This is a genomic window from Pseudomonas sp. YeP6b, assembly GCF_025642995.1.
Lineage (GTDB): Bacteria > Pseudomonadota > Gammaproteobacteria > Pseudomonadales > Pseudomonadaceae > Aquipseudomonas.
Genome location: NZ_CP080090.1, coordinates 617,893 through 641,690, shown reverse-complemented (window position 1 = coordinate 641,690; position 23,798 = coordinate 617,893). Strand labels below are relative to the sequence as shown.

Genomic DNA, 23,798 nt, shown 5'->3' with positions numbered 1-23,798 from the left:
CAGCGGCTCATCCCCTCTCCTTTGCCCGCTTATTTGAGTAAAAACACCATCAGCGGGTTGTCGTTCAGCCGGCCCTCGAAAACGGGGGCCTGCGACGCCATCGGCGTGCCCTTCAACAGCGCAGTCTCCTTGCGCGACACAACAACCCAGGACGGCCTTGGCAACGTCGCCAACTTTTCAAGCTCATAGCCCGCGACGAACAGCGGCTGCTCATCGTGATCCAGGTTCATCATGTAGCGCACCGCCCAGGTGTCGCGACCCAAATTGACGAACACCAAAGGCCCAGGCTCGGACACACGTAGCGCCTCGACCTGGCTGACAAACTTGTGGGTATCGAATTGCAGGTCCTTAGCCGGATCGATCACCACCACCAACAGCAACCACTGCGCCGCCAGGGCGATCAGGCTGAGCCACACCAAGCGCACGGCACGGTGCCAGGCAATCAACGCCGCCACTTGCAGAACCACCAGCCCACCGATCAACAGCGGCAACGGCACGTCCGGCCAATAGCCGCGCTTGTGCCAGGACTGCCGACACACAAACAGCACCACCACGCACAACGCCGGCAGCGCGGCGACGAGCCCTTCATAGCAGCGACGCACGCCGACCAGCCAGTTTTGCGCCTGGAGCAGCCCATAGGCGGCCACAGCGGCAAACATCGGCACCATCGGCAGAATGTAGTAGGCGCGTTTGAAGTGCGGCACCGACAGCCCGAGCAAAATCATCAAGCCGCAGGCCCCCAGGCGCACGACCAGCTGGACGTCATCATTCACCCAACGTTCAGACCAGCGATGGCGCAGCGCAATCATCGTGGCCAGGGCCAACGGCACGACGGGGAAGTAGCGGTACAAACTCAGCTTGAAGTAAAAATAGAACGGCTCGCCGGACTCATCCAGGCGCCCGCCGACCTGCATCTTGAACACCTCATCGGCAAAGGCATCGCCGCCGCTGATCCGCGCCAACTTCATCAGCACCCACCAGCACGCCACCAGCAACGCCAGCCCAACGAAGCCGTGGATCAACACCTGCTTGACCCGCTGCCCCGGCCGACCGAGCGCCCAATACACGCAGACCACACCACAGACCTCGATCAGCCCCAGTGGCCCGCGAATCGCAAAGGCCAGGGCAAACAACGGGAATACGGCAAGCTGCCTCACTCGCGAGCCTAGACGCTCGCCGCTGTGCAGCAGGTAGAAACTGCCTACGCATAACAGCGCGATCATCAGGTCCAAGCAGACCGAGCGCGACTTATCGAGCAATTGGGTGGTGAGCAGCGTGAGCAGCACCGTCAGCAACGCCCAAGGCCGGCTGGACGGCGCCAGCAGGCGATAGACCACGGCAATCATGCCCGCCGAAGCAAGCGCGGTCGGCAGCACATTGGCCAGGTGATTCGGTGCACCGAACAAGCGCGCGAACACAAAGCTGAAGAAGGTCGCAGTACCGGGGTAATCCGCGTACGGCTGGCCGTAGGTGGTAGGGAAAAGACTCGCGCCATGGCGAAACATTTCCTGCATGAACAGCGCCCAACGCCCATCAAAGCCCTGGGGCTGCTCATCCCAGATGCCCCACGTGAACAACAACAAAGCAATCAGGAAAATGCCCAGGGACTCCAGGCGAAAACGGCTGCGGTGATCCATCGAATGTCCTTTCAGGTAGGCTGCGCCGACTCTATGGTGCCGACTCAGCCCCTGAATAGCGCCTGAACAAACCCGAACATTTATGGATTTAGCGACCGACGCGCCACACCAGCGCCGGAATCAGCCGGATATAGACCAGCTCGCCCACCAGTTCAAGCAGGGTTTGCAGGATGACCACCGTGGCCGCCAGCCCGCGCACGTCTTCAGGCAACGCCAACGCCAGGGGCAGCACCACCAAGGAGTTACGGGTCGACGCACTGAACGTGACCGCGCGCGCCGTCACCGCCGGCAACGCAAACAACCGTGCAGCCAACGCGCCCATCAGCGGCGCCAGCAATAGAAAGCCCACATACACCGGGATTACCGGCAACAACAAGCCGATATCGCGCACCACCGAGGTGATCTGCGAGGCGATCACCACAAACAGCACCAATGCCATCGCCGGTACCGGTAACCAGGCCCAGGCGTTGTTCCACGCGTTTATCACGCTTGAGCGCCGCGCCAGGGATGTCGTCAGCACCGCCAGGATCATCGGCAGCACAATCAACCACAGGAACGCTTCGACAAACGGCCCCACCGCCACCACCACGGCGGATTGCGCACCCAGCATGAAACCCAAGTAAACCGGCAACAGCACCAGTTGCAGCAACAACAGCACTGGCGTCGCCGCCAACATCAGCCGCGAATCGCCCTTGCCGATATGGGTAAACACCACCACGTAATCGATACACGGCGTGAGCAATACCAGCAACGCCCCCACCAGCAACGCCGGGCGCTCCACCAGGCCACGGGTCAATGCCCACACCAGCAACGGCACCAGAATGAAATTGGCCAACAGTAACGCCGAAATAAAGCGCTTATTGCCCAAGCCTTGGCGCAGGTCCAGAAACGGAATTTGCAGGAACATCGCATACATCAGCAACGCAATGGCGGGCGTGACCAATACACTGAGGCCGTGGGCCGACAACGGCGCGAGCACACCAAATGCGGCCGCCAGGAGGACGGCGACGAAGTAGATGGGGATTTGGTGGTGTTCGAGGGTGTCGCGGGTCATGGGCCGACTCTGGCAGATCAATAGATCGCAAGCCTAAGCACCCAGGGAGCTAAGGTCGAGCATCACGATATTTCTTACGCCCATGACGCCCTAAATTTGTTAATTTCGGTTTCTTATAAAAGCGCGTGGCCCTACAGCCCACACCAAAAGCGCAAGGATCAAGCAGACCTATGAACCTGCCCACCCGACCCGCCCCAGAAGCATTCCGCGAGCCCGCGGCGGATAACTACGCTGTTGGCGGCTTCACCTGGCGCCATGTCAGAACCGACCCGACACGCCCAGTCGTCATCATCAACGCCGCCACCTCCGTACGCTGCCGCCACTACTCACGCTTCGCCGACTACCTGTTTGCCAACGGCTTAGACGTGATCACCTACGACTACCGTGGCATCGGCGAATCCCGCAGCGGCTCACTGCGCGGCTTCAAGGCGTCGTGGTCGGATTGGGGCGTGCTGGATTTCGAGGCGATGTTGCAGCGCGCGCAACGGGAGTTTCCGGGGCAGCCGATTGATGTGGTCGGTCACAGCTTTGGCGGTTGCGCAGCAGGGCTGGGCGCATCAGGTGCGGTGATTCGCCGAATCGTCACGGTCGGCGCGCAGTTTGCGTACTGGCGCGATTATGAAGCGAGCGGGCGCTGGCGAATGTTCGGCAAATGGCACGTGGTGATGCCGCTGGTGACCGCGCTGTGCGGTTACTTCCCGGGCAAGCGCCTGGGCTGGCTGGAAGATACGCCGGCCGGCGTAGTGCGCGACTGGGGCACGCCGACACCCAGGTATGAAACCCGCCCCAGTGGGCGTGCCTTGGGTGAGTTGCCCTTTGCCCGCGTAAAGGCTCAGATGCTGGCCATCAGCATCACCGACGACCCGTTTGGCACGGTGGCGGCTATTGAGCGGTTGCTGAGCTATTTTGAAGGCTGCGCGCTTACTCATCTGCGCATTGCCCCCGAGGATATCGGTGAAAAAGCCGTCGGGCATTTCGCATTTTTCCGCAGTGAGTATCAGGATCGGCTGTGGCCGATTGCACTGGCTTGGCTGCAACGAGGCGAGTTGGCACAAGGCACCCCCGGCCAGCGCGTTTAGAAACCCTTGGGATTTCCCCCAACCTGCGCTTCAATACCCCACCCAGATCCTGAACAAAGGACGTGAGCCCATGGCCTCGCCGAACAAGCAGCAAAAACGTGCCCACCGGGCAAAAGCCAAGGCCAAGCAAAATCGTACCCAGCGCGCCGTTGCGACCAAGCCGGATGCGTTCTCCGGCGATGACAGCCGCATTGACCTTGAGTCAGTGGATTTGACCGAGTTGTTTGTAGAGATGCGTGCGGCGGGCGAGACCAGCCAGCAGGCGCTGTGTGCGGTGTTCCTGGCGCACCCACTGCTGGCGTTGGTGCTGGAGCAGGAAGGCGAAGAGGAAGCTACCGACTTTATCCTCGCGGCACTGATCGAGTATCGGCAGTGGGCGACGGATTCCGATGATGAGGCGGCGGCGTTGGCGTGGATCGAGTCGGAGGAGTTTCAGGCGGATTACGTGGCGGCGTCCCAAGCACTCGCCAACTCAGCAGACTGACACAAACCAAATGTGGGAGCCGGGCTTGCCCGCGATAGCGGTGTGTCAGCCGATGAAGATATCGACTGTCAGTCCGTCATCGCGGGCAAGCCCGCTCCCACATTAAAAACCGCATTTCATTACATCAATTGAGTACCGCAGCGCCTACCTTCTGCGCCTTGCGACGGCTCGCCACAAACAACCCCGCCAGCACTACCAGCAAGCTCAGGATACCGGTCGCGATGATCTCGACCCGGTGCGCTTCCTGGAACAGCATGATGGTCAGCGTACCGACGATGAACACCATCACCGCATAGGTCAGACCAGGGAACAGCCACATCTTGAAGACAATCTTCTCGCCCGCCGCCGTACGCTTCTGACGCATGCGCAGTTGCGACACGGCAATCACCAGGTACACCAGCAACGCGATAGCGCCGGAGCTGGCCAGCAAGAACTCGAACACCGCCGCCGGGGCCACGTAGTTGGCGAATACCGCCAGGAACGCCGCGCCAGTGGACAGCAGCACTGCACAATAAGGCGTGCCGCTTTTGTTGGTGCGCTTGGCCATGGCCGGTGCGTCACCGCGACGGCCGAGGGAGAACAGCATGCGCGAGGCGGTGTACAGCGCCGAGTTCAGGCAACTGGTCACGGCAACCAGAACCACCAGGTCGACGATCAGCTTGGCATTCGGGATGCCCATGCGTTCCAGCACGGTCTGGTAGGAACCTACGGCCGCCAGGGTCGGATCGTTCCATGGCACCAGGGACACAACGATGAAGATCGACAGCAGGTAGAACAAACCAATTCGCCAGATCACCGAGTTGGTGGCCTTGGTGATTTGCTGGCCTGGGTTTTTGGATTCAGCGGCAGCGATGGTGACAATCTCGGTGCCCATGAAGGAGAACATGGTGGTCAGGATGGCGGCCAGTACTGCGCCCATGCCGTTGGGCATGAAGCCTTGGGTGTCGAACAGGTGCGACACGCCGCTGACCTGGCTGGTCGGCAGGAAGCCGAAAATGGCGGCCAGGCCGAGGATCACAAAGGCCACAATCGCCACGACTTTGATCAGCGCAAACCAAAACTCGAATTCACCGTAGTTCTTCACGCTGAACAGGTTGGTCGCCGTCAGCAACAAAGTGATGATCAAGGTAAACGCCCAGATGGCCACGTCGGGGAACCAGGCGTGGAGGATGGTCGCAGCGGCGTTGGCTTCCAGCGGAATCACCAACACCCAGAACCACCAGTACAACCAGCCGATGGTGAAACCGGCCCAGTGACCGATCGCGCGGTCGGCGTAGGTAGAGAACGAACCGGTGTCGGGCGATGCTACCGCCATCTCGGCGAGCATGCGCATCACCAACACCACCAGCGTACCCGCAGCGGCGTAAGCCAGCAGCACTGCAGGGCCAGCGGCAGCAATCGCGTGGCCGGAGCCAACAAACAAACCGGCACCGATGACGCCGGCAATCGACAGCATGGTGACGTGCCGCGGTTTGAGCCCCTGTTCGAGGTCATTGGAGCTTTGCGTACTACTCATTGACACACCTTTACGAGGAATTGCGAAAACGGTCCACCCGGCGCGCGATCTTTTTCGTGAAAAGAAACCAACGGGGCGTTCTTTATTTTTTACGCAAGATTTGCGCCAAAATGTTACAGAGCCGCAATTGACGCGGCCTGTAGGACAATTGATCAGCCCTCGCAAGTCGTTGAGAACAATGGCATTCCGCTATAGCGTTACCGTGCGACCCACATTCCAGCCGCATGCGCGCACCAAAAACACACACAAAAAGTGCGTGACGCCCTACAAAAGGGCTGATGTGCACCGTTTGCCCGGTTAACCCTTCCAACACCCGCCCAAAGCTGGCACCATCGCGCCCTTTTTTACGCGAAGCCTGTGGATTTATCGGGTTCAAACGTCTGTTAGGTTGTTGATAGCGCGACACGCTGCTGCGCTGATGCGACACCCTGACGCAGACCACCTGTTAACCGTCCGCAGCGCTGTTGGCTGCCATCTGAGCGCTATGCTAGCTTGGCGCCTCGCCAGGAAGGCGGCCCAACAGCAAGAACGCACTGAACACAATGAGGACCGCACATGGCCGAGGCCGCGCCCGCGCTTGAAATCCGCAACTTGCATAAACGCTATGGTGAGCTGGAGGTGCTTAAAGGTATCTCGCTGACCGCTCGCGACGGTGACGTGATCTCGATCCTGGGCTCCTCCGGTTCCGGCAAGTCCACCTTCCTGCGCTGCATCAACCTGCTCGAAAACCCGCACCAGGGGCAGATCTTCGTTGCCGGTGAAGAGCTCAAGCTCAAGGCCATGAAAAACGGCGAGCTGATGGCCGCCGACGGCAAACAGATCAACCGCCTGCGCAGTGAAATCGGTTTTGTGTTTCAAAACTTTAACCTGTGGCCGCACATGAGCATCCTCGATAACATCATCGAGGCGCCGCGCCGTGTGCTTGGCCAGAGCAAGGCCGAGGCGATAGAAGTAGCCGAAGCCCTGCTGGCCAAGGTCGGCATCGGCGACAAGCGCCACGCTTACCCTGCGCAACTGTCTGGCGGCCAGCAACAACGGGCCGCCATTGCGCGCACCCTGGCGATGCAACCCAAGGTCATCCTGTTCGACGAGCCGACATCGGCGCTTGACCCGGAAATGGTCCAGGAAGTACTTAATGTGATCCGCGCGCTGGCCGAAGAAGGCCGCACCATGCTGCTGGTCACCCATGAAATGGGCTTTGCCCGTCAGGTTTCCAGTGAAGTGGTGTTCCTGCACCAGGGCCTGGTCGAAGAGCAAGGATCGCCACAGCAGGTGTTTGAAAACCCGCTTTCGGCGCGCTGCAAACAATTCATGTCCAGCAACCGCTAACGGAGCAACATGCATGCAGAACTATAAAAAATTCCTTCTGGCCGCGGCCGTTTCGATGGCGTTCAGCGCCACGGCCATGGCAGAAACCTTGAAAATGGGGATCGAAGCGGCCTACCCGCCCTTCAACAATAAAGACGCCAGCGGCAACGTCGTCGGCTTCGACAAAGACATCGGCGACGCCCTGTGCGCGAAGATGAAAGTCGAGAAGTGCGAAGTGTATGTGTCTGACTGGGACGGCATCATCCCGGCCCTGAACGCCAAGAAGTTCGACTTCCTGGTGTCCTCGCTGTCCATCACCGATGAACGCAAGCAGGCTGTCGACTTCACCGACCCGTACTACTCCAACAAGCTGCAATTCATCGCGCCTAAAGCCACTGCGGACTTCAAGACTGACGCGGCCTACCTGAAGGGCAAGATCATCGGCGCCCAGCGCGCGACGCTGGCCGGTACTTATCTGGAAGACAAGCTGCCGGACACCGAGGCCAAGCTCTACGACACCCAGGAAAACGCCTACCTCGACCTGACGTCCGGCCGCTTGGACGGCATCCTCGCCGACAAATACGTGCAGTACGAATGGCTCAAGAGCAAAGACGGTTCGGCCTATGAATTCAAAGGCGACCCGGTTGTAGAAAGCGACAAGATCGGTATCGCCGTACGCAAAGGCGACCCACTGCGCGAACGCCTGAACAAAGCCCTGGCAGAGATCAAGGCAGACGGCACCTACAAGAAGATCAACGACAAGTACTTCCCGTTCAGCATCGAATGATCTGAACGGCCTGACCGGCGCGCTGCTTTGAGCGCGCCGGCTTTCAGCAATGCCTGCCGCGATATGAAAACACCATGAATTTCGATCTCTACGGATTCGGCCCGGCGCTCGCCGCCGGCGCGCTGATGACCGTCAAACTGGCGCTCACGGCCCTGTGCCTGGGGCTGGTGCTGGGCCTTGCCGGCGCCCTCGGCAAGACCTCCCCGTACAAGCCGCTGCAATGGCTTGGCGGCGCATACTCGACCATCGTTCGTGGCATTCCCGAACTGTTGTGGGTACTGCTGATTTATTTCGGCACGGTCAATTTGATGCGTGCCCTGGGGGAGTTTTTCGGTAACCCCGACCTTTCGCTCAGTGCCTTTGCCGCCGGGGTTATCGCCCTGGGCCTGTGCTTTGGCGCCTACGCCACCGAAGTGTTTCGTGGCGCGATCCTCGCCATTCCCAAGGGCCACCGCGAAGCCGGTGTGGCGTTGGGGCTGTCAAAGTTTCGGATTTTCACCCGTTTGATCATGCCGCAGATGTGGCGCATCGCCCTGCCGGGCCTGGGCAACCTGTTCATGATCCTGATGAAAGACACCGCACTGGTGTCGGTGATCGGCCTTGAAGAAATCATGCGCCATGCGCAGATCGGCGTGACCGTGACCAAACAGCCGTTCACCTTCTTTATGGTCGCCGCCTTCATGTACCTGGGCCTCACCGTGCTGGCCATGACCGGCATGTACTTCCTGGAAAAACGCGCCGCCCGCGGCTTTGCGAGGAGCACCCAATGAGCGGTGACTACAGCTGGCTGTCGCACTTCGACCTGGGCCTGAACTGGGCAGTGATCATCAAGTGGCTGCCCAAACTGGCCCAGGGCGCGACCCTGACCCTGGAACTGGTGGCCATCGCCGTGATCGCCGGTTTGCTGCTGGCGATCCCACTGGGCATTGCCCGCTCCTCGCGCCGTTGGTACGTGAGTGCCCTGCCCTACGCCTACATTTTCTTCTTCCGTGGTACGCCGCTGCTGGTGCAGTTGTTCCTGGTCTATTACGGCCTGGCGCAGTTCGATGCTGTGCGTGAGAGCTTCATGTGGCCGTACCTGCGCGACCCGTTCTGGTGTGCCACCGCCACCATGACCCTGCACACCGCCGCCTACATCGCCGAGATCCTGCGCGGCGCGATCCAGGCCATCCCGCCGGGTGAAATCGAAGCGGCGCGCGCGCTGGGCATGTCCAAGCCCAAGACGCTGTTCTACATCATCCTGCCGCGTGCCTCGCGCATCGGCCTGCCGGCGTACAGCAACGAAGTGATCCTGATGCTCAAGGCCAGCGCCCTGGCCAGTACCGTGACCTTGCTGGAACTGACCGGCATGGCGCGGACCATCATCGCGCGCACCTACCTGCCGGTGGAGATCTTCTTCGCCGCAGGGCTGTTCTATCTGCTGATGGCTTACATCCTGGTACGCGGCTTCAAACTGCTCGAACGCTGGCTGCGCGTCGATGCTTGCCAAGGACGTTGAATCACGCTTTGCGGCGCTGGATGCGTTTTTAATCGAGCACCAAGGGCTGTGGCGACCACGGCCCTTTACCCATCTGCATTTACCCTGGGAAACCCAGCACCCCGAGCTGGCCCAATGGCTGCGCCAACGCTCGTTGGCCGATGCCGACAGCTGCCACAACCACCCTCATGACCTGCCGGCGCCCGCGCCTTTTCCACAGCTGGCCGAACAGGCGCTGCAGCTCAGTGCTGTGGATAAATTACCGACACAGGCGCTGCAACCCGCTCGCCATCGACTGAATGTCGACGTGCCGGGCCGCAAGTGGCAACAGATCGAAGCCTTCGGCGCCGCGCTGCATTTCGCGCAAACGCCCACGCACTGGCTGGACTGGTGCGCCGGCAAAGGCCACCTCGGCCGCCGCCTGCTGCAATCCGGCCAGCAGCTGACGTGCCTGGAATACGACCCGGCCCTTATCGCCTCGGGCCAGGCCTTGAGCGACCATCACGGCCTGCCCGCTACCCATCGCCTGCAAGACGTGATGGCGCCTGTGTCGATCAGCGCCGACCACACCCCCGTCGCCCTGCATGCCTGCGGCGACCTGCACGTGCGCCTGCTGCAATTGGCCAGCGCGGCTGGCTGCAAACAACTGGCGCTGGCGCCCTGCTGTTACAACCGCATCAATGCCGACCGCTATCAAGCCGTGTCTGACGCTGGGCGCGCGTCGAAACTTAAGCTGTCGATTGATGACCTCGGCCTGCCGCTGAGCGAAACGGTCACCGCTGGCAACCGTGTACGCCAGCAACGGGACTCGTCCATGGCCCGGCGCCTGGGGTTCGATCAGCTACAACGGCAACTGCGCGGCTGCGACGAGTACCTGCCCACACCGTCCCTGCCCGCCAATTGGCTGGATAAACCCTTCGCTGACTATTGCCGAGCGCTGGCGAGCCTCAAAGGTTTATCCACAGGTGAACAGGATTGGGCGGCGCTGGAGGCGCACGGCTGGCGGCGCCTGGCCCACGTGCGAAACCTGGAGTTGGTGCGCGGTCTGTTTCGGCGCCCACTGGAGATGTGGCTGGTGCTGGATCGGGCACTTTTTCTGAAGGAACAGGGCTACAAGGTCAAGATAGGCAACTTCTGCGAAACGACGTTGACCCCGCGCAACTTGATGGTGCTGGCCGAGCGCGATTAGAGGGCAAAAATCTTACACGCGCCCTGTGGATAACTCTGTTGATGAAATCTTTACAGAGGCTGTAGTTATCAGCGCTACAGGGCAAAAGGTGCCCTGGTCATTTTTTGTTCATAAAATAAAATGCACACAAAACAGGCAGTTGCAGCGCATTGAGAACAGCGCCACAAAATGGCTGTTTGGGGGCAGGTTCAACCAACCGATTGTGCATAAGCATCTGGCGTTAAGCGTATAAACCGCACTTTAGGCGCGTCTTTTCGGCGCCTTCAGCACCCGACAAATCTCGCCGATATCGTCACTCGCCAAGCGTTTCGCCACGTTGTCCAGCGGGTCGGCGGCGAACGCCAGTGCCTCGTTGATTGCCATATCGCGATGAACCTCCAACGGCGCCGTGCCAAGGCGCTGTTTGAACGCCTCAACCATGTCCAGGCTGAAAGGGTTGCCCTCATCCACCTGATTGACCACCACCTGCACAGTCGGTGGGTTGTCGCCCTCAAGGTGCGGGGCGAGCAGCACATCCAGATGATCCAAGGTGCCAAGGCACGCGGCATCGGCTTGCACAATCACCAATACCACATCGGCGACGTTCAGCGCCTGATGGAAGTAGACGTTATTGCCGGCGGGGGTATCAATGATCACCGTCTGCCGCTCGCTCAGCCCCAAAGACGCAAGGCGCTGCGCCAACCAGGTGGGCTCGTGCTTGAGCCAACGCTCGAGGTTTTCCTGCTGCTGAATGTCGATATCGCCAAAGGTAATAACCTGGCAACCGGCAAAGCCGAGCTGCTGCAAAGGGCTCCACTGCCCGTGCTCCAGGCTGGTGCGGCCGATACCGGGCAATGCGGCACTGACGCCAAAGTGATGGTGCAAGGCGTTCTGCGGGTCCAGGTCCAGCGCCACAACGGATTCGCCATAACGCTGCAAACCGCTGCTCAAGGCCGTGGCCAGGGTGCTGCGGCCGACGCCGCCATTCATCGACACCAACGCCACCACTTTGGGGCGCAGCGCTGCGATATCGGTCAATTGGGAGTGGGCAGGGTGGGTTTCATTAGCAGGCACGCTGCCAAAAAAGTGCATGCGCGCATTAATGCCTTCGGCATCATGGGTGACGTTCTTGCCGAACAACGCCAGAAGTTCTTCGCTAAGGCTCATAGCCAGCTCCTCACGACGCAGCTTAAAGACGTGAAGGTCGGCAAGCAGGCACTTACCGCAGGTCTTATTATGGGCGTCTTAGTGAGGCATTCTGTGACAGGCGCAGGAAAGTGTCATTATTTTGATGTTTTGACTGGTTGTTTTTTAGACAGGCGGTAAACAGTCAAATTAATGGCCTTCGTGCAGTCGCCCCTTCAAGGCCCGGCATAAAGCATTTATATCCTGGCCGCCAACACTGTTAAGCGACGGGTCGAGCGGGTCGCGCCCGTAGGCCTGGGCCTCGATGAAAGCAGGGTCGCGGTGCACCGCACCCAGCACCGCATCGCCCAGGCGCAGCTTGAACACCCCGGCCATGTCCTGGCTGAAGGCGTGGCCAGCGTCCACTTGGTTGATCACGTAAAACCGTTGCAGTGGAGATTCGCTGGCGAGGTAAGGCGCGAGCACTTCGTCCATCTTCGCCAAGCGGCGAAACGAAGCCGCGTCCGGCTGGACCACCACCAACACCGCATCCGCCACCGACAGCGCCTGGCTGAGGTACACCGAATTACCCGCAGGCACATCGATCACCACCGTGTCCTGCCCATTCAACCCGAGCCCGGCCAAACGCTTGCGCAGAAACTCGAGGTCCTGCCCCAGCCAGCGATTCAAACTTTGCTGCTGCACCGGGTCGGTCTCGCCAAAGGCCACCACACGGCACCCGGCAAACCCGCGCTTAGGCAAGGCCTCCCAGGTCTGGTTGAGCAGGCTGACAGCCCCGAGACCCGGCAAATCAAACCCCGGGCACAAGTGATCACGCAGCGCGTTTTGCGGGTCCAGGTCCAACGCCAACGCCGGATGCCCCTGACGCTGCAAACCACTGGCAAGCGCCGCCGCCAACGTGCTGCGCCCCACACCGCCCGTGGCAGAAACCACCACCACAACCTTCGGCGCCGAAGCATCCGAATACACCTCGCCATGCGGGCCTTCAACCACCTCAGGCGGGCGAAGAGATTGCGCAACGCCTTGGTTCAGTTGCTCGAGCAAACGCTGCAAAGGCTCAGCCAGCGCGGTGCTTGGTGTTGAACTGTGATCTGCACGCCCCACTGACTGCTCCCCGGCTTAAACCGCTGAATTATTGTGGCGCGCATTGTGTGATATCAAACTGATGCTGTCAGTATTTGGATGTTTGTAACGAAATGCTTTCAGATGAGTGGCATGACGCCACGCAATACACAACCCGACAAAACCCGCACACAGCCCAGCTACCTCCGAGGCATTCAATGAGCCCAACCCACCGTTGATGCCCCAGAGGACACCCGCACGGGCTACGGCGTAGTGAATGCGCGGATGACGTATCTGGACTCCAAGGGCCAGGCGCAGGTGCTGAAATAGCTGAAATTCACCGACGATTGCGGCGACGGGAATTGAGCTGATTTGCAGGCCCTGAAGCGACGAAAAAGCGGGGATCGCAAAAAAACCTTCACTTCTGCAAAAATAGTCAGAATTCAGGGGTTTACAGAAGCTTGCCAATCGCTATAATCGTCGCCCTAACACGCCGGTATAGCTCAGTTGGTAGAGCAACTGACTTGTAATCAGTAGGTCCCGGGTTCGACTCCTGGTGCCGGCACCATATAAGACAAAGCCCTCACAGCAATGTGAGGGCTTTGTTGTTTCTGGGGTTTGGGTGTACGTCATGCGTTGAAATAGACGGGTTATAGCCCCGGAAGCCACCTCCTCCGCTGGCACTTCTATCTTTATGCAAAATTATGGCGTATCCATAAAACAAATAATTTCCTCAGCAGCCTATCCATCCCGCTCGGATAGGCTAAAAAACAACCAATCCATTTTCCCGATTGCTCCCCTCTCCCCACCACGCTAACCTCCGCTCCGTCACTGCCAATGCAGCGACCGGGCCTGAGAACCCGATTTTGATGCAGGCGCCCAAAGCGCCACGTATTCGTTGAAACAACGAACGTGGTAGCTCTCACTCGATATGGGAGTCTCACCAATGACCGTTACAAATCCCTCCGCGTTAACCACCCTCGGCGTCACCCCTTTCTCCTTCCACTGCGATCAACCTCTATTCCGAGTTAACAGCGGCGTCCCTCTGCATGAAGCCTTGCACCACGTTTCCGATTTGCTCCACGTCGCCAAACTGCTAGCAGAAGATGCGGCGATGACGAAGGAGACGGACCGTTATGCTTGGGCATCGCATTATTTGCAGGAGATGGTAAAGGCGGTGATTGATGATGTGGTGAAGGTGTTGGAGTCGCCCTGCAATGCTGAGCAATAAGATGTGAATGGGGTGGCCGGGCGGGCGCTATCGCGGGCAAGCCCGGCTCACCACAGGTGATTTACACGGGTAGTTGATAGAGCGCCCCGGCCTGAGCAGGCCGGGGTGTTTTTTGTCAGTGCCCGGCGCTTTGGCCGCCGTCCACGTGCAGGATCTCGCCGGTGACGAACCCGGCGTTTTCCAGGTAGATGATCGCCTGGGCAATGTCACTCGCTTCGCCCATGTGCCCGACCGGATGCAGGCTGCCCAACGCCGCGTGGGTTTCTTCGTCGTGCATGGGCGTTTTGATAATCCCGGGGCTCACTGCGTTCACGCGAATGCCGCGTTTGGCGTATTCAATTGCCAGGGATTTGGTCGCGGCGTTCAGGCCGCCTTTGGTCAGCGAGGCCAGCACTGACGGCACGCCGTCAATCGCGTGGTCGACCAGGCTGGTGGTGATGTTGACGATGTGCCCGGCGCCTTGTTTGAGCATTTCGGTGATCGCCAGTTGGGTGATGTAGAAGAAGCCGTTGAGGTTCACGGCCAGCACGTTTGCGTAGTCTTCGTGGGTGTAGTTGGTGAAGGGTTTAGCAACAAAGATGCCGGCGTTGTTGATCAGGCTGTCGATGCGGCCAAAGCGCGCCACGCCTTCACGGATCACGCGCTCGGCGGTGGCTGGGTCGGCGATGTCGCCGGCCACGGCGTGGATGTTCGGGTCGGTGTAAGGCTGGATCGAGCGCGAGGTGGCGACCACGCGGTAATCGAGGGCGCGGTAGGCGTGGACCACGGCGGCGCCGATGCCTTGGGAGGCGCCGGTGATAATGACGACTTTGCTCATGACAATGCTCCGGTTCAGGCTTGGGATTTGCGGTATTGGGTGGTGGTGAGACCGGCGTAGCCCCAGTTATCGGTGTCGACTTCTTCGATGACGATGTGGGTCAGGTCGGGGCGTTTGTTGAGGACGCGTTCGAGGGTTTCGGTGAATTCGGCGATGACCTGGGCTTTTTGCTCCGGGGTAACGCCGTCACGGGTGATGCGCAGGCTGACAAAGGGCATGGCAGTGGCTCCAGTGGCCGGCCATCGGGGTGATGGGCGGGCAAGTGGGGCTAATTTAGGCGTGCGCCTGAAGGGGATAAAGGTGGCGCGGAGTACTTCATTAGTACTGCGATGTAACAAGTCAGAGGCCGGTTGGCGCGCATAAAAAAACCCCGAACCAGTCGGGGTTTTTTATCGCCTGGAATCAGGCGCGACGCCGAATCAATTAGAAAACGTTGATTGGGTAGTCGGCGAACAGACGGATTTCGTTACCGCCTACGTTGTACTCGCTGGCGTTGCTGGAGACGCGCAACCAGGAGGCACGAGCGCGCAGGCTCAGGTCTTTGGCTGGGCCGCTCTGAACGACGTATTTGAACTGGTTGAAGATTTCACGCTCGGTGCCACGGCCGCGGTTGGTACCGTCGTCAATGTTGGTGCCGCGCACGTAGGCGATGTTGTAGGTCAGGCCAGGCACGCCGAAGGCGCTGAAGTCCAGGCCGTAACCTGCTTGCCAGGAGCGCTCGTCCTTACCGTTGAAGTCGGACCAGTAGGAGTTGGCCAGCAGGATGGTGTTGCCGCCGTCGCCGATGCCGCCAGCGTTGCGGTAGCCGCCGTACAGGTAGCCAGTGTCGCCGGTGCTGCGCTGGTGAGCCACGGTGAAGCTGTGCGGGCCAACAGCCCAGGTAGCGCCCAGGCTCCAGATTTTGTTGTCGCGGGCGTCCGCATCACCTTGGTTTTCCAGGGCGAAGCTGCGGTCCAGCTTGGTTTTGTAGCCGTTGAAGTCAAAGGTCAACGATTGCTTCTCTGGCAGGGCCAGCACGTAGTTGACGTTGACGTATTGCTTCTTCAGCACGTCTTGCATGTCGGAGGCATACAGAGCAGCCGACAGGCTTTCGGTGAATTTGTAGCTACCACCGATGTAGTCGATGCTTTTCAGGCGACCGCTGTCGGTGCCTTCGGCGCTCTTGCGCGCTTCTTTGGTGAAGTGACCGGCGTCCAGTTGCAGACCGGCGATCTCTTTGGAAACGATCGAAGTACCGGTGTAGGTTTCGGACAACAGACGCGAGCTGTCGTACTGCAGCACAGGCACAGCCGGGAACTGATCACCGTACTTCAGTACAGTGTTGGAAACCCGGAATTTGACGGCTGCGCCGCCCTTGGCCAAATCGTCGGCAGGTGCGCCGTTGCGAGTGGTGCCATCCGCGCGCTTGGTGCTTGCGCCTTCTTTGAAGAAGTCGATACCGCCAGCGCCGGCACTGCCTCTGCCACCGTCCAGGCGAATAGCGTATTGACCGATCACGTCCACACCCACACCGACGGTGCCTTGGGTGAAGCCGGATTCAAACTTGCCGATGAAGCCTTGGCCCCATTCGGCTTTGTCTTGCTTGGGGTTTTTGTAGTCACGGCTGATGTAGGCATTACGTGCTGCGATATTCAGGTGGCTGTCTTCAACAAAACCCTTGGATTGCTCCTGGTCGTTAGCCATTGCCTGAGTGGCGCTCAAAATCCCCAGAGCGATCAAACCCATCCGTTGCTTCAACATTTCTTATATTCCTTATTACTGGTTGAGTACGCGCTGTGACACCAGGCCCCGTGTTGCTTTTCTGGTGTCAACTTTCTCCAGGAAAAAGAAGGCCCGCGGACGACTGAACTGCCGCAGGCCTTTTTTATTGGATGAGTTATGGCTGTTAGCCACAGGCGTTGGGCGCAATCGTATGCGCGCGTTGAACTATGTGTCAATTTCGTGAGTCGTCTGTATTTATTCAAAAAAAGTCTAAAGACGGCTATAAACTGCTGATACAAAACGCTGAAAAATCCTCTTACACCTCTCAGAAACACATCAAGTAACAATATTTAGCGCCTACATGTTTGGGAATAGATAACGTACGCAAATGCAAAGCATTAACATTCGCGCGTTTTTTACTTCCCGAACTTTTTGGATGCCTGCCCCCATGCCTGCCTCTCGCCTGACGCCCATCACCCTTGGGCTTTCTGTTCTGCTGTCTGCCGGTTTTGCCGGCGCGACCACGGTCTTACCCGCCACTTCAATCAGCACCGAAGCTGACGAAGACGACCCACGCGTCAAAGAGACCAACACCGCCACTCGCACGGCCACGTCGGTGCGTTATGTGCCCCAGGCCATCGACTCGGTCAAAACCGAAAGCCTGCGCTCTTACGGCACAAACGACCTGGGCCAGGCACTCAGCGGGATTCCCAACGTCAGCAGCGGCGCCGACACGCGCTTCGACAGCCTGCGCATCCGTGGTTTCGACGCCAGCAATGACTTCTACCTGGACGGCATTCGCGACGACAGCCAGTACGTGCGCGACCTGCACAACATCGAGCGCATCGAAGTGCTCAAAGGCCCGGCAGCCGTGCTGTACGGGCGAGGCGGCCAGGGCGGCATCGTCAACCGCGTAAGCAAATTGCCCACGGCGGGGCAAAAATCCAGTATCGAAGCCCAAGGCGGCAGCAACGACCTGCGCAGCCTGTATGCCGACCTCAGCACCGACCCCACCGACACCATCAGCCTGCGCCTGAACATGGGCAACCAGGACAACAACAGCTTCCGTGATGGCGTCAGCGGCAACCGCCAGCTGTTCGCGCCGTCGATGAGCTGGCAGCTGACGCCCGACCTGAATTGGTTGGTGCAATACGAATACAGCCGCTACAACCGCACACCAGACCGTGGCATCCCCGGGGTCAACGGTCGCCCGGCGGACGTGAGCCGCAGCAGCACTTACTTTGACAGCCGCGACTACATCGACGACAAATCCCAGTCCCTGCGCTCCAAGCTTGCCTATGAACTCAACGCCAACTGGCAACTGCGCCACACCCTCGGCGTGTTCAAGCTCGACAGCGATTTCGACAACACCTACCAGACCGGCTACGACCCCAAAGCCAACCAGGTCACGCGCCAGCGTTGGCAGCAGGACCTGACCACCCGCAACGTGTTCAACAACCTTGAGCTGGAAGGTGGGTTTGACACCTTCGGCCTGGAGCACCGCCTGCTCACCGGTATAGAGCTGGGCAGCCAACGTCGCGATCCGAAGCTCTACAGCGCCACCGCCGTCAACCGGGGCGGCCAGGCCGTACCGAGCCTGGACCTCAACCAGCCCAACCGCCACCTGAGCCACACTGGGCGGATGAGCCTTTCAAGTAACAACCACACCGAAGTCGAAAGCCGTGCCGTGTACGTGCAGGACCAACTGCGCCTCAACGATCAATGGCAACTGCTGGCAGGCCTGCGTTACGACCACTTTGAAGTGGACACCACCAGCAAGGTGCTCAACACCCAGCAGGACGTCGACAGCCGCAGCACCAGCCCGCGCGTAGGCTTGGTGTGGACGCCGCTGGAACAGCACTCGTTTTATGCCTCGTGGAGCAAGACCTTCTCCCCGGCAGGCGGCGGCCTGATTGGCATCACGCCGAATGCCGCCGGCAGCGTCAACGACCTGAGCCCCGAGCTGACCAAGCAAAAGGAAATCGGCGTAAAAAGCGACTGGCTCGACGACCGCCTGAGCACCACCCTCGCCGTGTACGAGCTTGAACTCTACAACCGCCGCACCAGCGACCCGCTGGACCGCACCATCACCCTGCTCAGCGGCCTGCAACGCTCACGCGGCGTGGAGCTGACCGCCACCGGCAAGATTGTGGATAACTGGTATGTGCGCGGTGGCGTCGGCCTGCAGGACGCCAAGGTCGAGAAAGACAACAACGGCTTTGCAGGTAAGCGTGTCAGCGATGTGGCCAAGCGTAATGCCAGCCTGTTTATCACCTGGAAACCGGAAATGGGTTGGTATGCAGAAACTGGTTTGACCTTGGTAGGCGACCGTTATGCCGACAGCCTCAACACTGTGGTGTTGCCGGGTTATGGCCGCTGGGATGCGTTGGCGGGGTTCCGCCAGAAGGAATGGGACGTGCGCGCGGCGCTGAACAATATCGCTGACAAAAACTACTACGCCTCGGCGACGAGTGCGGCGCAGATTCAGCCGGGTGAGCCGCGTAGCTTGGTGGTCACAGGCACCTACAGTTTCTAACGCCGATCACGCTCTAATGTGGGAGCAAGCTTGTGGTGAGGAGCGGGCTTGTTGTTGAAAGCGGGCTTGCTCGCGAAAGCGGTGGGTCAGTCAACATCCATGTTTGCTGGGCCGACGTCTTCGCGAGCAAGTCGAATCGTCGCACCGCCGCTCCCACAATTGATCGTGGTGCTTTTTCAGTTTTGCATCAACTCACACAACGCATGCACTTCATCCTCACTGAACAACCCCACCGGGTAACGTTCACTCATCACGCTGCGCAAGTCAGGCTGTTGCCTTGCCTGTCGCGAGCCGTTTGCCTTCAACCAAAGCGCCAGCGCCTGGATCGCCTCACCGTTGACCCGCGTGGGGTGGAATGGGCGCGTGTGGATCAGGTTGATATCGGCATTCATTTCAGCGCTCTCTCCTACTGCTTGAGCGGCTAACTTACTCAAGGTTTATGACAGAACTGTGCAGTCACGACCTTGGGTTACTGTGCCAACACCGATACAAGAGCTATGCCAATGTCCTGTGTTTATAGACATTCGAACACAAAAAAGCCCGCGGCCTTGCTGGGCCGCGGGCTTGCTGTGAGCGCTATAAACAGGTAGCGCCGGGGTTTCGCTCAAGCGCTGTTACAACTGCACTCAGTTTTTGTGCGGCGCCGGCTGTTGTTGGGTCAGGCAGTGGATATTGCCGCCGCCCAGTAACAGTTCGCGGCCCGGCACCATCACTACTTCGTGCTGCGGGAACAGGTTCTGCAGGATTTCCTTGGCCTGGCGGTCCATAGGGTCGTCGAAGCTCGGCGCGATGATGCCGCCGTTGACGATCAGGAAATTCACGTAGGAACCGGCCAAGCGCACGCTCGGGTTACGTTCCTGGCTGCCATCCACCGGGTCCACACCGGCGCACTCTTCTTCGGTGGCGTACAACGGGCCGGGGATCGGCATTTTATGCACGGTGAACGCGCGTCCCTGGGCGTCGGTGCTGCTTTGCAGCACGTTCATGGCCGCGTGGCAGCGCGCGTAGTTCGGGTCTTGCGGGTCATCGGTCCAGGCCAGCAGCACTTCGCCCGGGCGTACGTAGCAGCAGAAGTTATCCACATGGCCGTCGGTTTCGTCGTTGAACAGGCCGTCCGGCAGCCAGATGATCTTATCCACAGCCAGGTTGGCGCTGAGCACCGCTTCGATGGCCGCGCGATCCAGGTGCGGGTTGCGATTGCGGTTCAACAGGCATTCTTCGGTGGTGATCAGCGTGCCTTCGCCGTCGACGTGGATCGAACCGCCTTCCAGCACAAAACCCTCAGTGCGGTAACGCGGCGCGCGCTCGATCTCGAGGATCTTGCCACCCACCTGCGAATCACGGTTCCACGGCGAGTACAGGCCGCCGTCAAAGCCGCCCCAGGCGTTGAAATCCCAGTTCACACCGCGCACTTCGCCGCTGTTGTTGATCACGAAGGTTGGGCCGGTGTCGCGCACCCAGGCGTCGTCGTTGGACATTTCCACCACACGGATATTGGGCACGTCCAAACGCGCACGCGCGTTTTCGTACTGCCCGGCGGACACACCGACCGTCACCGGCTCGAACCGCGCAATGGCCTTGGCCACGGCCGCGTGGGCCGCCTGCGCCGGCTTGCCGCCCAGGCGCCAGTTGTCGGGGCGCTCAGGCCAGATCATCCACGTTTGGGTCTGTGGCGCCCATTCGGCGGGCATGTAGAAGCCATCGGCGCGAGGTGTGCTGTGCAGGGTGGTCATGGCGTTCAGGACTCCGAATGGGATGAAGGCCGATTTTATAACGGATAAAAATCGGCCTTAAAAGCGATTGAATATAATAGCTGGCAAACATGACGGTTAATAGCCGATAACAATCGGCTATCTAGCGTAGCTCCTCCAGCACCTTCGACAGCATGTCGACAAAGAAATCCACACTGCGTTTAGAGGTGACCATTGGCGGTTTGATCTTCAAGATGTTGAGGTAGTCGCCGGTCGGCTGCATGAAAATCCCCAGTTCCCGCAAGCGATCACACAGCAGCGCGGTTTCTTCTGTGGCGGGTTCCAGGGTGTGGCGGTCGCGCACCAACTCCAGGCCCAAATAGAAGCCGGAACCATGAACCGCCCCCACCAGCGGGTGGCGATCAATCAGTGCTTGCAGTCGCGCTTTGAAATGCCCACCAACTACTTGGGCGTTTTCCCACAGCTTTTCTTCCTCCATCACATCCAGCACGGCCATGCCAATGCGACAGCTGACCGGGCTGCCGCCCGACGAGGAGAAGAAATACCCCTCGGCCTCCAGCGCTTCGGCGATTTCGCGCCGGGTAATCACCGCGCCCAGCGGCTGGCCGTTGCCCATGCCCTTGGCCATGGTGATGATGTCCGGCACCACGCCCTGCTCCTCAAAGCCCCAGAAGAAATGGCCCATGCGGCCGTAACCCACCTGCACTTCATCGGCGATGCACACGCCGCCCTGGGCGCGCACCAACCCGTACACCTGCTGCAAATAGCCCGGCGGCAGGGAGATGCCACCGGCGTTGCCGTACACCGGCTCGCAAATGAAACCCGCCAACTGGCGTTTGCTCTCGGCGATTTTCGCCAGGTTGTGTTCCACACTTCGCACGTAGTCAGGCGCACTGTCCTGCCCACGGAACTCGCCGCGATAGGTATTCGGCGCCGTCACCGGGTGCACCCAGTCCGGGCGGCTGCTCAGTGCCTGCGGGTTGTCGGCAATCGAGGTGGACACCGCATCCGACGCTACCGACCAGCCGTGGTAAGCCTCCAGCACGCTGAGCATGTCGCGCCCGCCGCTGTAGGCCCAGGCCAGGCGAATCGCCAGGTCATTGGCCTCGGTGCCGCTGTTGACCAGGAAGACCCGGTCCATGCCTTCCGGCGCCAACGCCAGCAAACGCTCGGAGAACTCTGCAATTGCTGCGTAGTGAAAGCGCGAGTTGGTGTTGAGCAGCGACCATTGCCGCGCCGCCACCGCCGCCATGCGTGGGTGGCCATGGCCCAGCACCGCCACGTTGTTGAGCATGTCCAGGTAGGAACGGCCCTGCATGTCGATCAGGTGGTTGCGCCAGCCGCGCTCGATGCGTGGCGGGTCGACGTAATAGTGTTTTTGCGAACGGGCGAAGCTGGCGTCACGGCGCGCCAGCAAGGCCTCGGCGTCCAACTCGGGTTCCGCATCACAGGCCAGCCCCAGCAGCGTGGCGGGCGATGGGCAGAGGGCCTGCCAGGCCTGCGCCTGAGACGGCGTGCAGAACAACGGCGGCTCAAGGTCGGCGCGGCATAACTGCACGGTGAGCGGCGCGTGGACCTCACCGAGGAGTTGGCCTTTCACCAGCACCGCGCCCGGTTTCAACGCGGTGGTTACACCCCATAAACGCAGGCTCAACTGGGCGTCATGCACGCACAGCAAACCGTCGGCGCCCTGGCGCAGCGTCCCGCCAAACGGCGCGTCCAATACTGTGCCATGGGGCAGGTGCAATTCCACGTGAAGCGGGAACGTTTGCGGCTCGATGGCACTGTCGGCACAGGTCCGCGACAGCCGGTATTGCCCATAGCGGCTGGCCGCCAACCCATGCACTGCCGCCGCTTCATCCAGCAACCGCCGGTCTATGCCGGGCAACGCCCAATTGCCGGCCTCGAAATGCGGGCTGAGTACGCCCAAGTCGATCAGCGCAAATTCACGCCCCACCAGGCCCGGCAGCAAAGGTGCGAAGTCTTGGTCGGCCATCGGCGGCAATGCTTCACCGACACACCCCAGAACCGCCGCTTCCATCAGCTCAAACGGCACCGAGGTCGCCACATGGAAGATTTCCCACTCGTGCTCGGCGTTTTTCAGTAAGTAGGTGTTATCCGGATCCAGGCGTTGCTGCTGTTCGCTGCTGAGCACCAGCACCGCCGCGCGCGCCACGATCAACGGCCACAGCGCTTGCAGCTCCTGGCGCCGCAACGGTGTCACCGCGTGACACGCCTGGATCGCCGGCAGGATGGCAAACGGGTCACCGTCAGCGTGGTGCAACAGGGCTGCGCAGGTCACCGACAAGTCGGCAATGCGCCAGGTGTGCACCAGGTCGCCGAAATCAATCACGCCCTGAACCTGCCAGTGCCGCTGGGCGTCGCGCTGCCAGACCACATTGTCATCGGTAATGTCCATGTGCACGGCTTGCCACGGCAGGTGCTCGGCCAACGGCCGAATGCGCGCCTCTACGTGCTCGCCCACCCGCTCGATAGCGTCACGATGCGGCAGGTTTTCCAAGGTGGCCAGCAGGTGCTTGATCAGTGCATGCGCATGGCGCGGGTCCCATTGCAACGTGCGGTCCAGGCCCGGGTGTTCGAACCGTGCGAGGGCATGGCTGACCTGGCCGCACAGTTCACCGAAGCCTGCGATTACGTCGCGGCCCAGGTGAGGTAAATGGGTCAGGGGCTGGCCGTCGATGTAGTCCAGCACCCTCAGGTGCACGGTTTGCCCGTCGACGGCCACGCTCAGCAACTCCTCACCGGTCAGTGCGCGGATCACCTTGGGTACGCGTACGTGTGCTTGCAGGTCATGGAGAGCGGCATGCTGGGCGTGCAGCTCAACCGCCACGTAGTCACCCCGGCAGATTTTCAGAACAAACCGGCCACGGGCGCTGTCGATTCGGTAATTGAGGTCTTGTTGGCTGCCCAGCGACTGCAATGTGCCTGTCAGGCCGTAATGTTGCTCGAGCAACTGCGCAGCTTGATCAGCACTCACGTCTGGGCAAGGCAAGCTGGCACGGTGGATCAACGTGGCGAGTAACATTGTGGCGACCTCTGCGTTTTCAGGCGCCTATATCGCC

The 23,798-nt window shown here is 60.2% G+C and carries 20 protein-coding genes and 1 tRNA gene; 10 read left to right on the top strand and 11 right to left on the bottom strand.

The window, feature by feature from the left end; all coding sequences use genetic code 11:
- Nucleotides 1–29 precede the first annotated feature (29 nt).
- Together KZH41_RS02830 and KZH41_RS02825 are read right to left on the bottom strand one after the other, a co-directional pair.
- Nucleotides 30–1,637, bottom strand: a complete 1,608-nt coding sequence (locus KZH41_RS02830; RefSeq protein ID WP_094953832.1) for an ArnT family glycosyltransferase — start codon at nucleotides 1,635–1,637, stop codon at nucleotides 30–32.
- Nucleotides 1,638–1,725: 88 nt separating this feature from the next.
- Nucleotides 1,726–2,691: an arsenic resistance protein gene (locus KZH41_RS02825; protein WP_263274339.1), complete on the bottom strand. Its 966-nt coding sequence runs from the start codon at nucleotides 2,689–2,691 to the stop codon at nucleotides 1,726–1,728.
- A 170-nt stretch (nucleotides 2,692–2,861) separates the two neighbouring features.
- On the opposite strand from KZH41_RS02825, the gene KZH41_RS02820 reads away from it, so the two are divergent.
- Both KZH41_RS02820 and KZH41_RS02815 read left to right on the top strand, forming a co-directional pair.
- Entirely contained in the window at nucleotides 2,862–3,770 is a 909-nt protein-coding gene (locus tag KZH41_RS02820; protein ID WP_318654896.1) for an alpha/beta fold hydrolase, read from the top strand.
- Nucleotides 3,771–3,840: 70 nt separating this feature from the next.
- Nucleotides 3,841–4,254: a hypothetical protein gene (locus tag KZH41_RS02815; RefSeq protein ID WP_094953835.1), complete on the top strand. Its 414-nt coding sequence runs from the start codon at nucleotides 3,841–3,843 to the stop codon at nucleotides 4,252–4,254.
- A 124-nt stretch (nucleotides 4,255–4,378) separates the two neighbouring features.
- Here the strand turns inward: KZH41_RS02815 and gabP are convergent, their stop codons facing one another.
- Nucleotides 4,379–5,770 carry a GABA permease gene (gene gabP / locus KZH41_RS02810; RefSeq protein ID WP_094952842.1) on the bottom strand — a complete coding sequence of 464 codons (1,392 nt, stop codon included), beginning with the start codon at nucleotides 5,768–5,770 and terminating at the stop codon, nucleotides 4,379–4,381.
- A 555-nt stretch (nucleotides 5,771–6,325) separates the two neighbouring features.
- On the opposite strand from gabP, the gene KZH41_RS02805 reads away from it, so the two are divergent.
- The 5 genes from KZH41_RS02805 (at nucleotide 6,326) to KZH41_RS02785 (ending at nucleotide 10,531) form a co-directional block, all read left to right on the top strand.
- Nucleotides 6,326–7,099 carry an ABC transporter ATP-binding protein gene (locus tag KZH41_RS02805; RefSeq protein ID WP_094952841.1) on the top strand — a complete coding sequence of 258 codons (774 nt, stop codon included), beginning with the start codon at nucleotides 6,326–6,328 and terminating at the stop codon, nucleotides 7,097–7,099.
- Nucleotides 7,100–7,112: 13 nt separating this feature from the next.
- Nucleotides 7,113–7,865, top strand: coding sequence for an ABC transporter substrate-binding protein (locus tag KZH41_RS02800; protein WP_064450233.1), 753 nt, complete (start codon nucleotides 7,113–7,115; stop codon nucleotides 7,863–7,865).
- A 74-nt stretch (nucleotides 7,866–7,939) separates the two neighbouring features.
- On the top strand, nucleotides 7,940–8,635 hold the full coding sequence (locus tag KZH41_RS02795) for an ABC transporter permease (protein ID WP_094952839.1): 696 nt from the start codon (nucleotides 7,940–7,942) through the stop codon (nucleotides 8,633–8,635).
- 38 nt (nucleotides 8,636–8,673) lie between these two features.
- Nucleotides 8,674–9,363, top strand: coding sequence for an ABC transporter permease (locus KZH41_RS02790; RefSeq protein WP_026013808.1), 690 nt, complete (start codon nucleotides 8,674–8,676; stop codon nucleotides 9,361–9,363).
- Entirely contained in the window at nucleotides 9,344–10,531 is a 1,188-nt protein-coding gene (locus tag KZH41_RS02785; protein ID WP_263274338.1) for an SAM-dependent methyltransferase, read from the top strand. The genes KZH41_RS02790 and KZH41_RS02785 overlap by 20 nt, the downstream gene beginning before the upstream one ends.
- Nucleotides 10,532–10,771: 240 nt before the next feature.
- Here the strand turns inward: KZH41_RS02785 and bcsQ (KZH41_RS02780) are convergent, their stop codons facing one another.
- Both bcsQ (KZH41_RS02780) and bcsQ (KZH41_RS02775) read right to left on the bottom strand, forming a co-directional pair.
- Nucleotides 10,772–11,677: a cellulose biosynthesis protein BcsQ gene (gene bcsQ, locus KZH41_RS02780; RefSeq protein ID WP_263274337.1), complete on the bottom strand. Its 906-nt coding sequence runs from the start codon at nucleotides 11,675–11,677 to the stop codon at nucleotides 10,772–10,774.
- A gap of 168 nt (nucleotides 11,678–11,845) precedes the next feature.
- On the bottom strand, nucleotides 11,846–12,760 hold the full coding sequence (gene bcsQ, locus KZH41_RS02775) for a cellulose biosynthesis protein BcsQ (RefSeq protein ID WP_263274336.1): 915 nt from the start codon (nucleotides 12,758–12,760) through the stop codon (nucleotides 11,846–11,848).
- 450 nt (nucleotides 12,761–13,210) lie between these two features.
- Between bcsQ (KZH41_RS02775) and KZH41_RS02770 the strand changes: the two genes are divergently transcribed.
- A tRNA-Thr gene (locus tag KZH41_RS02770) sits at nucleotides 13,211–13,286 on the top strand.
- A gap of 378 nt (nucleotides 13,287–13,664) precedes the next feature.
- On the top strand, nucleotides 13,665–13,949 hold the full coding sequence (locus KZH41_RS02765; RefSeq protein WP_083355748.1) for a DUF3077 domain-containing protein: 285 nt from the start codon (nucleotides 13,665–13,667) through the stop codon (nucleotides 13,947–13,949).
- Between the two features lie 115 nt (nucleotides 13,950–14,064).
- On the opposite strand, the gene KZH41_RS02760 is transcribed toward KZH41_RS02765, so the two are convergent.
- The 3 genes from KZH41_RS02760 to KZH41_RS02750 form a co-directional block, all read right to left on the bottom strand.
- Nucleotides 14,065–14,766 carry an SDR family NAD(P)-dependent oxidoreductase gene (locus KZH41_RS02760; RefSeq protein WP_263274335.1) on the bottom strand — a complete coding sequence of 234 codons (702 nt, stop codon included), beginning with the start codon at nucleotides 14,764–14,766 and terminating at the stop codon, nucleotides 14,065–14,067.
- A gap of 14 nt (nucleotides 14,767–14,780) precedes the next feature.
- A complete protein-coding gene (locus KZH41_RS02755) occupies nucleotides 14,781–14,984 on the bottom strand; it encodes a tautomerase family protein (protein WP_094950903.1) in 204 nt (67 codons plus the stop codon).
- A 205-nt stretch (nucleotides 14,985–15,189) separates the two neighbouring features.
- Nucleotides 15,190–16,506, bottom strand: coding sequence for an OprD family porin (locus KZH41_RS02750; RefSeq protein WP_094950902.1), 1,317 nt, complete (start codon nucleotides 16,504–16,506; stop codon nucleotides 15,190–15,192).
- 409 nt (nucleotides 16,507–16,915) lie between these two features.
- On the opposite strand from KZH41_RS02750, the gene KZH41_RS02745 reads away from it, so the two are divergent.
- A complete protein-coding gene (locus tag KZH41_RS02745) occupies nucleotides 16,916–19,003 on the top strand; it encodes a TonB-dependent receptor (protein ID WP_094950901.1) in 2,088 nt (695 codons plus the stop codon).
- Between the two features lie 176 nt (nucleotides 19,004–19,179).
- Here KZH41_RS02745 and KZH41_RS02740 read toward each other — a convergent pair whose 3' ends face one another.
- The 3 genes from KZH41_RS02740 to KZH41_RS02730 form a co-directional block, all read right to left on the bottom strand.
- Nucleotides 19,180–19,395, bottom strand: a complete 216-nt coding sequence (locus KZH41_RS02740; protein WP_094950900.1) for a hypothetical protein — start codon at nucleotides 19,393–19,395, stop codon at nucleotides 19,180–19,182.
- 234 nt (nucleotides 19,396–19,629) lie between these two features.
- Nucleotides 19,630–20,736: an agmatine deiminase gene (gene aguA, locus KZH41_RS02735; RefSeq protein ID WP_242153929.1), complete on the bottom strand. Its 1,107-nt coding sequence runs from the start codon at nucleotides 20,734–20,736 to the stop codon at nucleotides 19,630–19,632.
- A 121-nt stretch (nucleotides 20,737–20,857) separates the two neighbouring features.
- Nucleotides 20,858–23,761: an aminotransferase gene (locus KZH41_RS02730; RefSeq protein ID WP_263274334.1), complete on the bottom strand. Its 2,904-nt coding sequence runs from the start codon at nucleotides 23,759–23,761 to the stop codon at nucleotides 20,858–20,860.
- Nucleotides 23,762–23,798 lie beyond the last annotated feature (37 nt).

Bases quoted from the DNA above. Each gene is read 5' to 3' on its own strand.
- aguA (WP_242153929.1), bottom strand. From the start codon at position 20,736: ATGACCACCCTGCACAGCACACCTCGCGCCGATGGCTTCTACATGCCC.
- KZH41_RS02830 (WP_094953832.1), bottom strand. From the start codon at position 1,637: ATGGATCACCGCAGCCGTTTTCGCCTGGAGTCCCTGGGCATTTTCCTG.
- KZH41_RS02820 (WP_318654896.1), top strand. From the start codon at position 2,862: ATGAACCTGCCCACCCGACCCGCCCCAGAAGCATTCCGCGAGCCCGCG.
- KZH41_RS02755 (WP_094950903.1), bottom strand. From the start codon at position 14,984: ATGCCCTTTGTCAGCCTGCGCATCACCCGTGACGGCGTTACCCCGGAG.
- KZH41_RS02760 (WP_263274335.1), bottom strand. From the start codon at position 14,766: ATGAGCAAAGTCGTCATTATCACCGGCGCCTCCCAAGGCATCGGCGCC.
- KZH41_RS02740 (WP_094950900.1), bottom strand. From the start codon at position 19,395: ATGAATGCCGATATCAACCTGATCCACACGCGCCCATTCCACCCCACG.
- KZH41_RS02795 (WP_094952839.1), top strand. From the start codon at position 7,940: ATGAATTTCGATCTCTACGGATTCGGCCCGGCGCTCGCCGCCGGCGCG.
- KZH41_RS02750 (WP_094950902.1), bottom strand. From the start codon at position 16,506: ATGTTGAAGCAACGGATGGGTTTGATCGCTCTGGGGATTTTGAGCGCC.
- KZH41_RS02785 (WP_263274338.1), top strand. From the start codon at position 9,344: ATGCTTGCCAAGGACGTTGAATCACGCTTTGCGGCGCTGGATGCGTTT.
- KZH41_RS02825 (WP_263274339.1), bottom strand. From the start codon at position 2,691: ATGACCCGCGACACCCTCGAACACCACCAAATCCCCATCTACTTCGTC.
- KZH41_RS02815 (WP_094953835.1), top strand. From the start codon at position 3,841: ATGGCCTCGCCGAACAAGCAGCAAAAACGTGCCCACCGGGCAAAAGCC.
- KZH41_RS02730 (WP_263274334.1), bottom strand. From the start codon at position 23,761: ATGTTACTCGCCACGTTGATCCACCGTGCCAGCTTGCCTTGCCCAGAC.
- KZH41_RS02745 (WP_094950901.1), top strand. From the start codon at position 16,916: ATGCCTGCCTCTCGCCTGACGCCCATCACCCTTGGGCTTTCTGTTCTG.
- bcsQ (WP_263274337.1), bottom strand. From the start codon at position 11,677: ATGAGCCTTAGCGAAGAACTTCTGGCGTTGTTCGGCAAGAACGTCACC.
- KZH41_RS02800 (WP_064450233.1), top strand. From the start codon at position 7,113: ATGCAGAACTATAAAAAATTCCTTCTGGCCGCGGCCGTTTCGATGGCG.
- KZH41_RS02805 (WP_094952841.1), top strand. From the start codon at position 6,326: ATGGCCGAGGCCGCGCCCGCGCTTGAAATCCGCAACTTGCATAAACGC.
- gabP (WP_094952842.1), bottom strand. From the start codon at position 5,770: ATGAGTAGTACGCAAAGCTCCAATGACCTCGAACAGGGGCTCAAACCG.
- KZH41_RS02765 (WP_083355748.1), top strand. From the start codon at position 13,665: ATGACCGTTACAAATCCCTCCGCGTTAACCACCCTCGGCGTCACCCCT.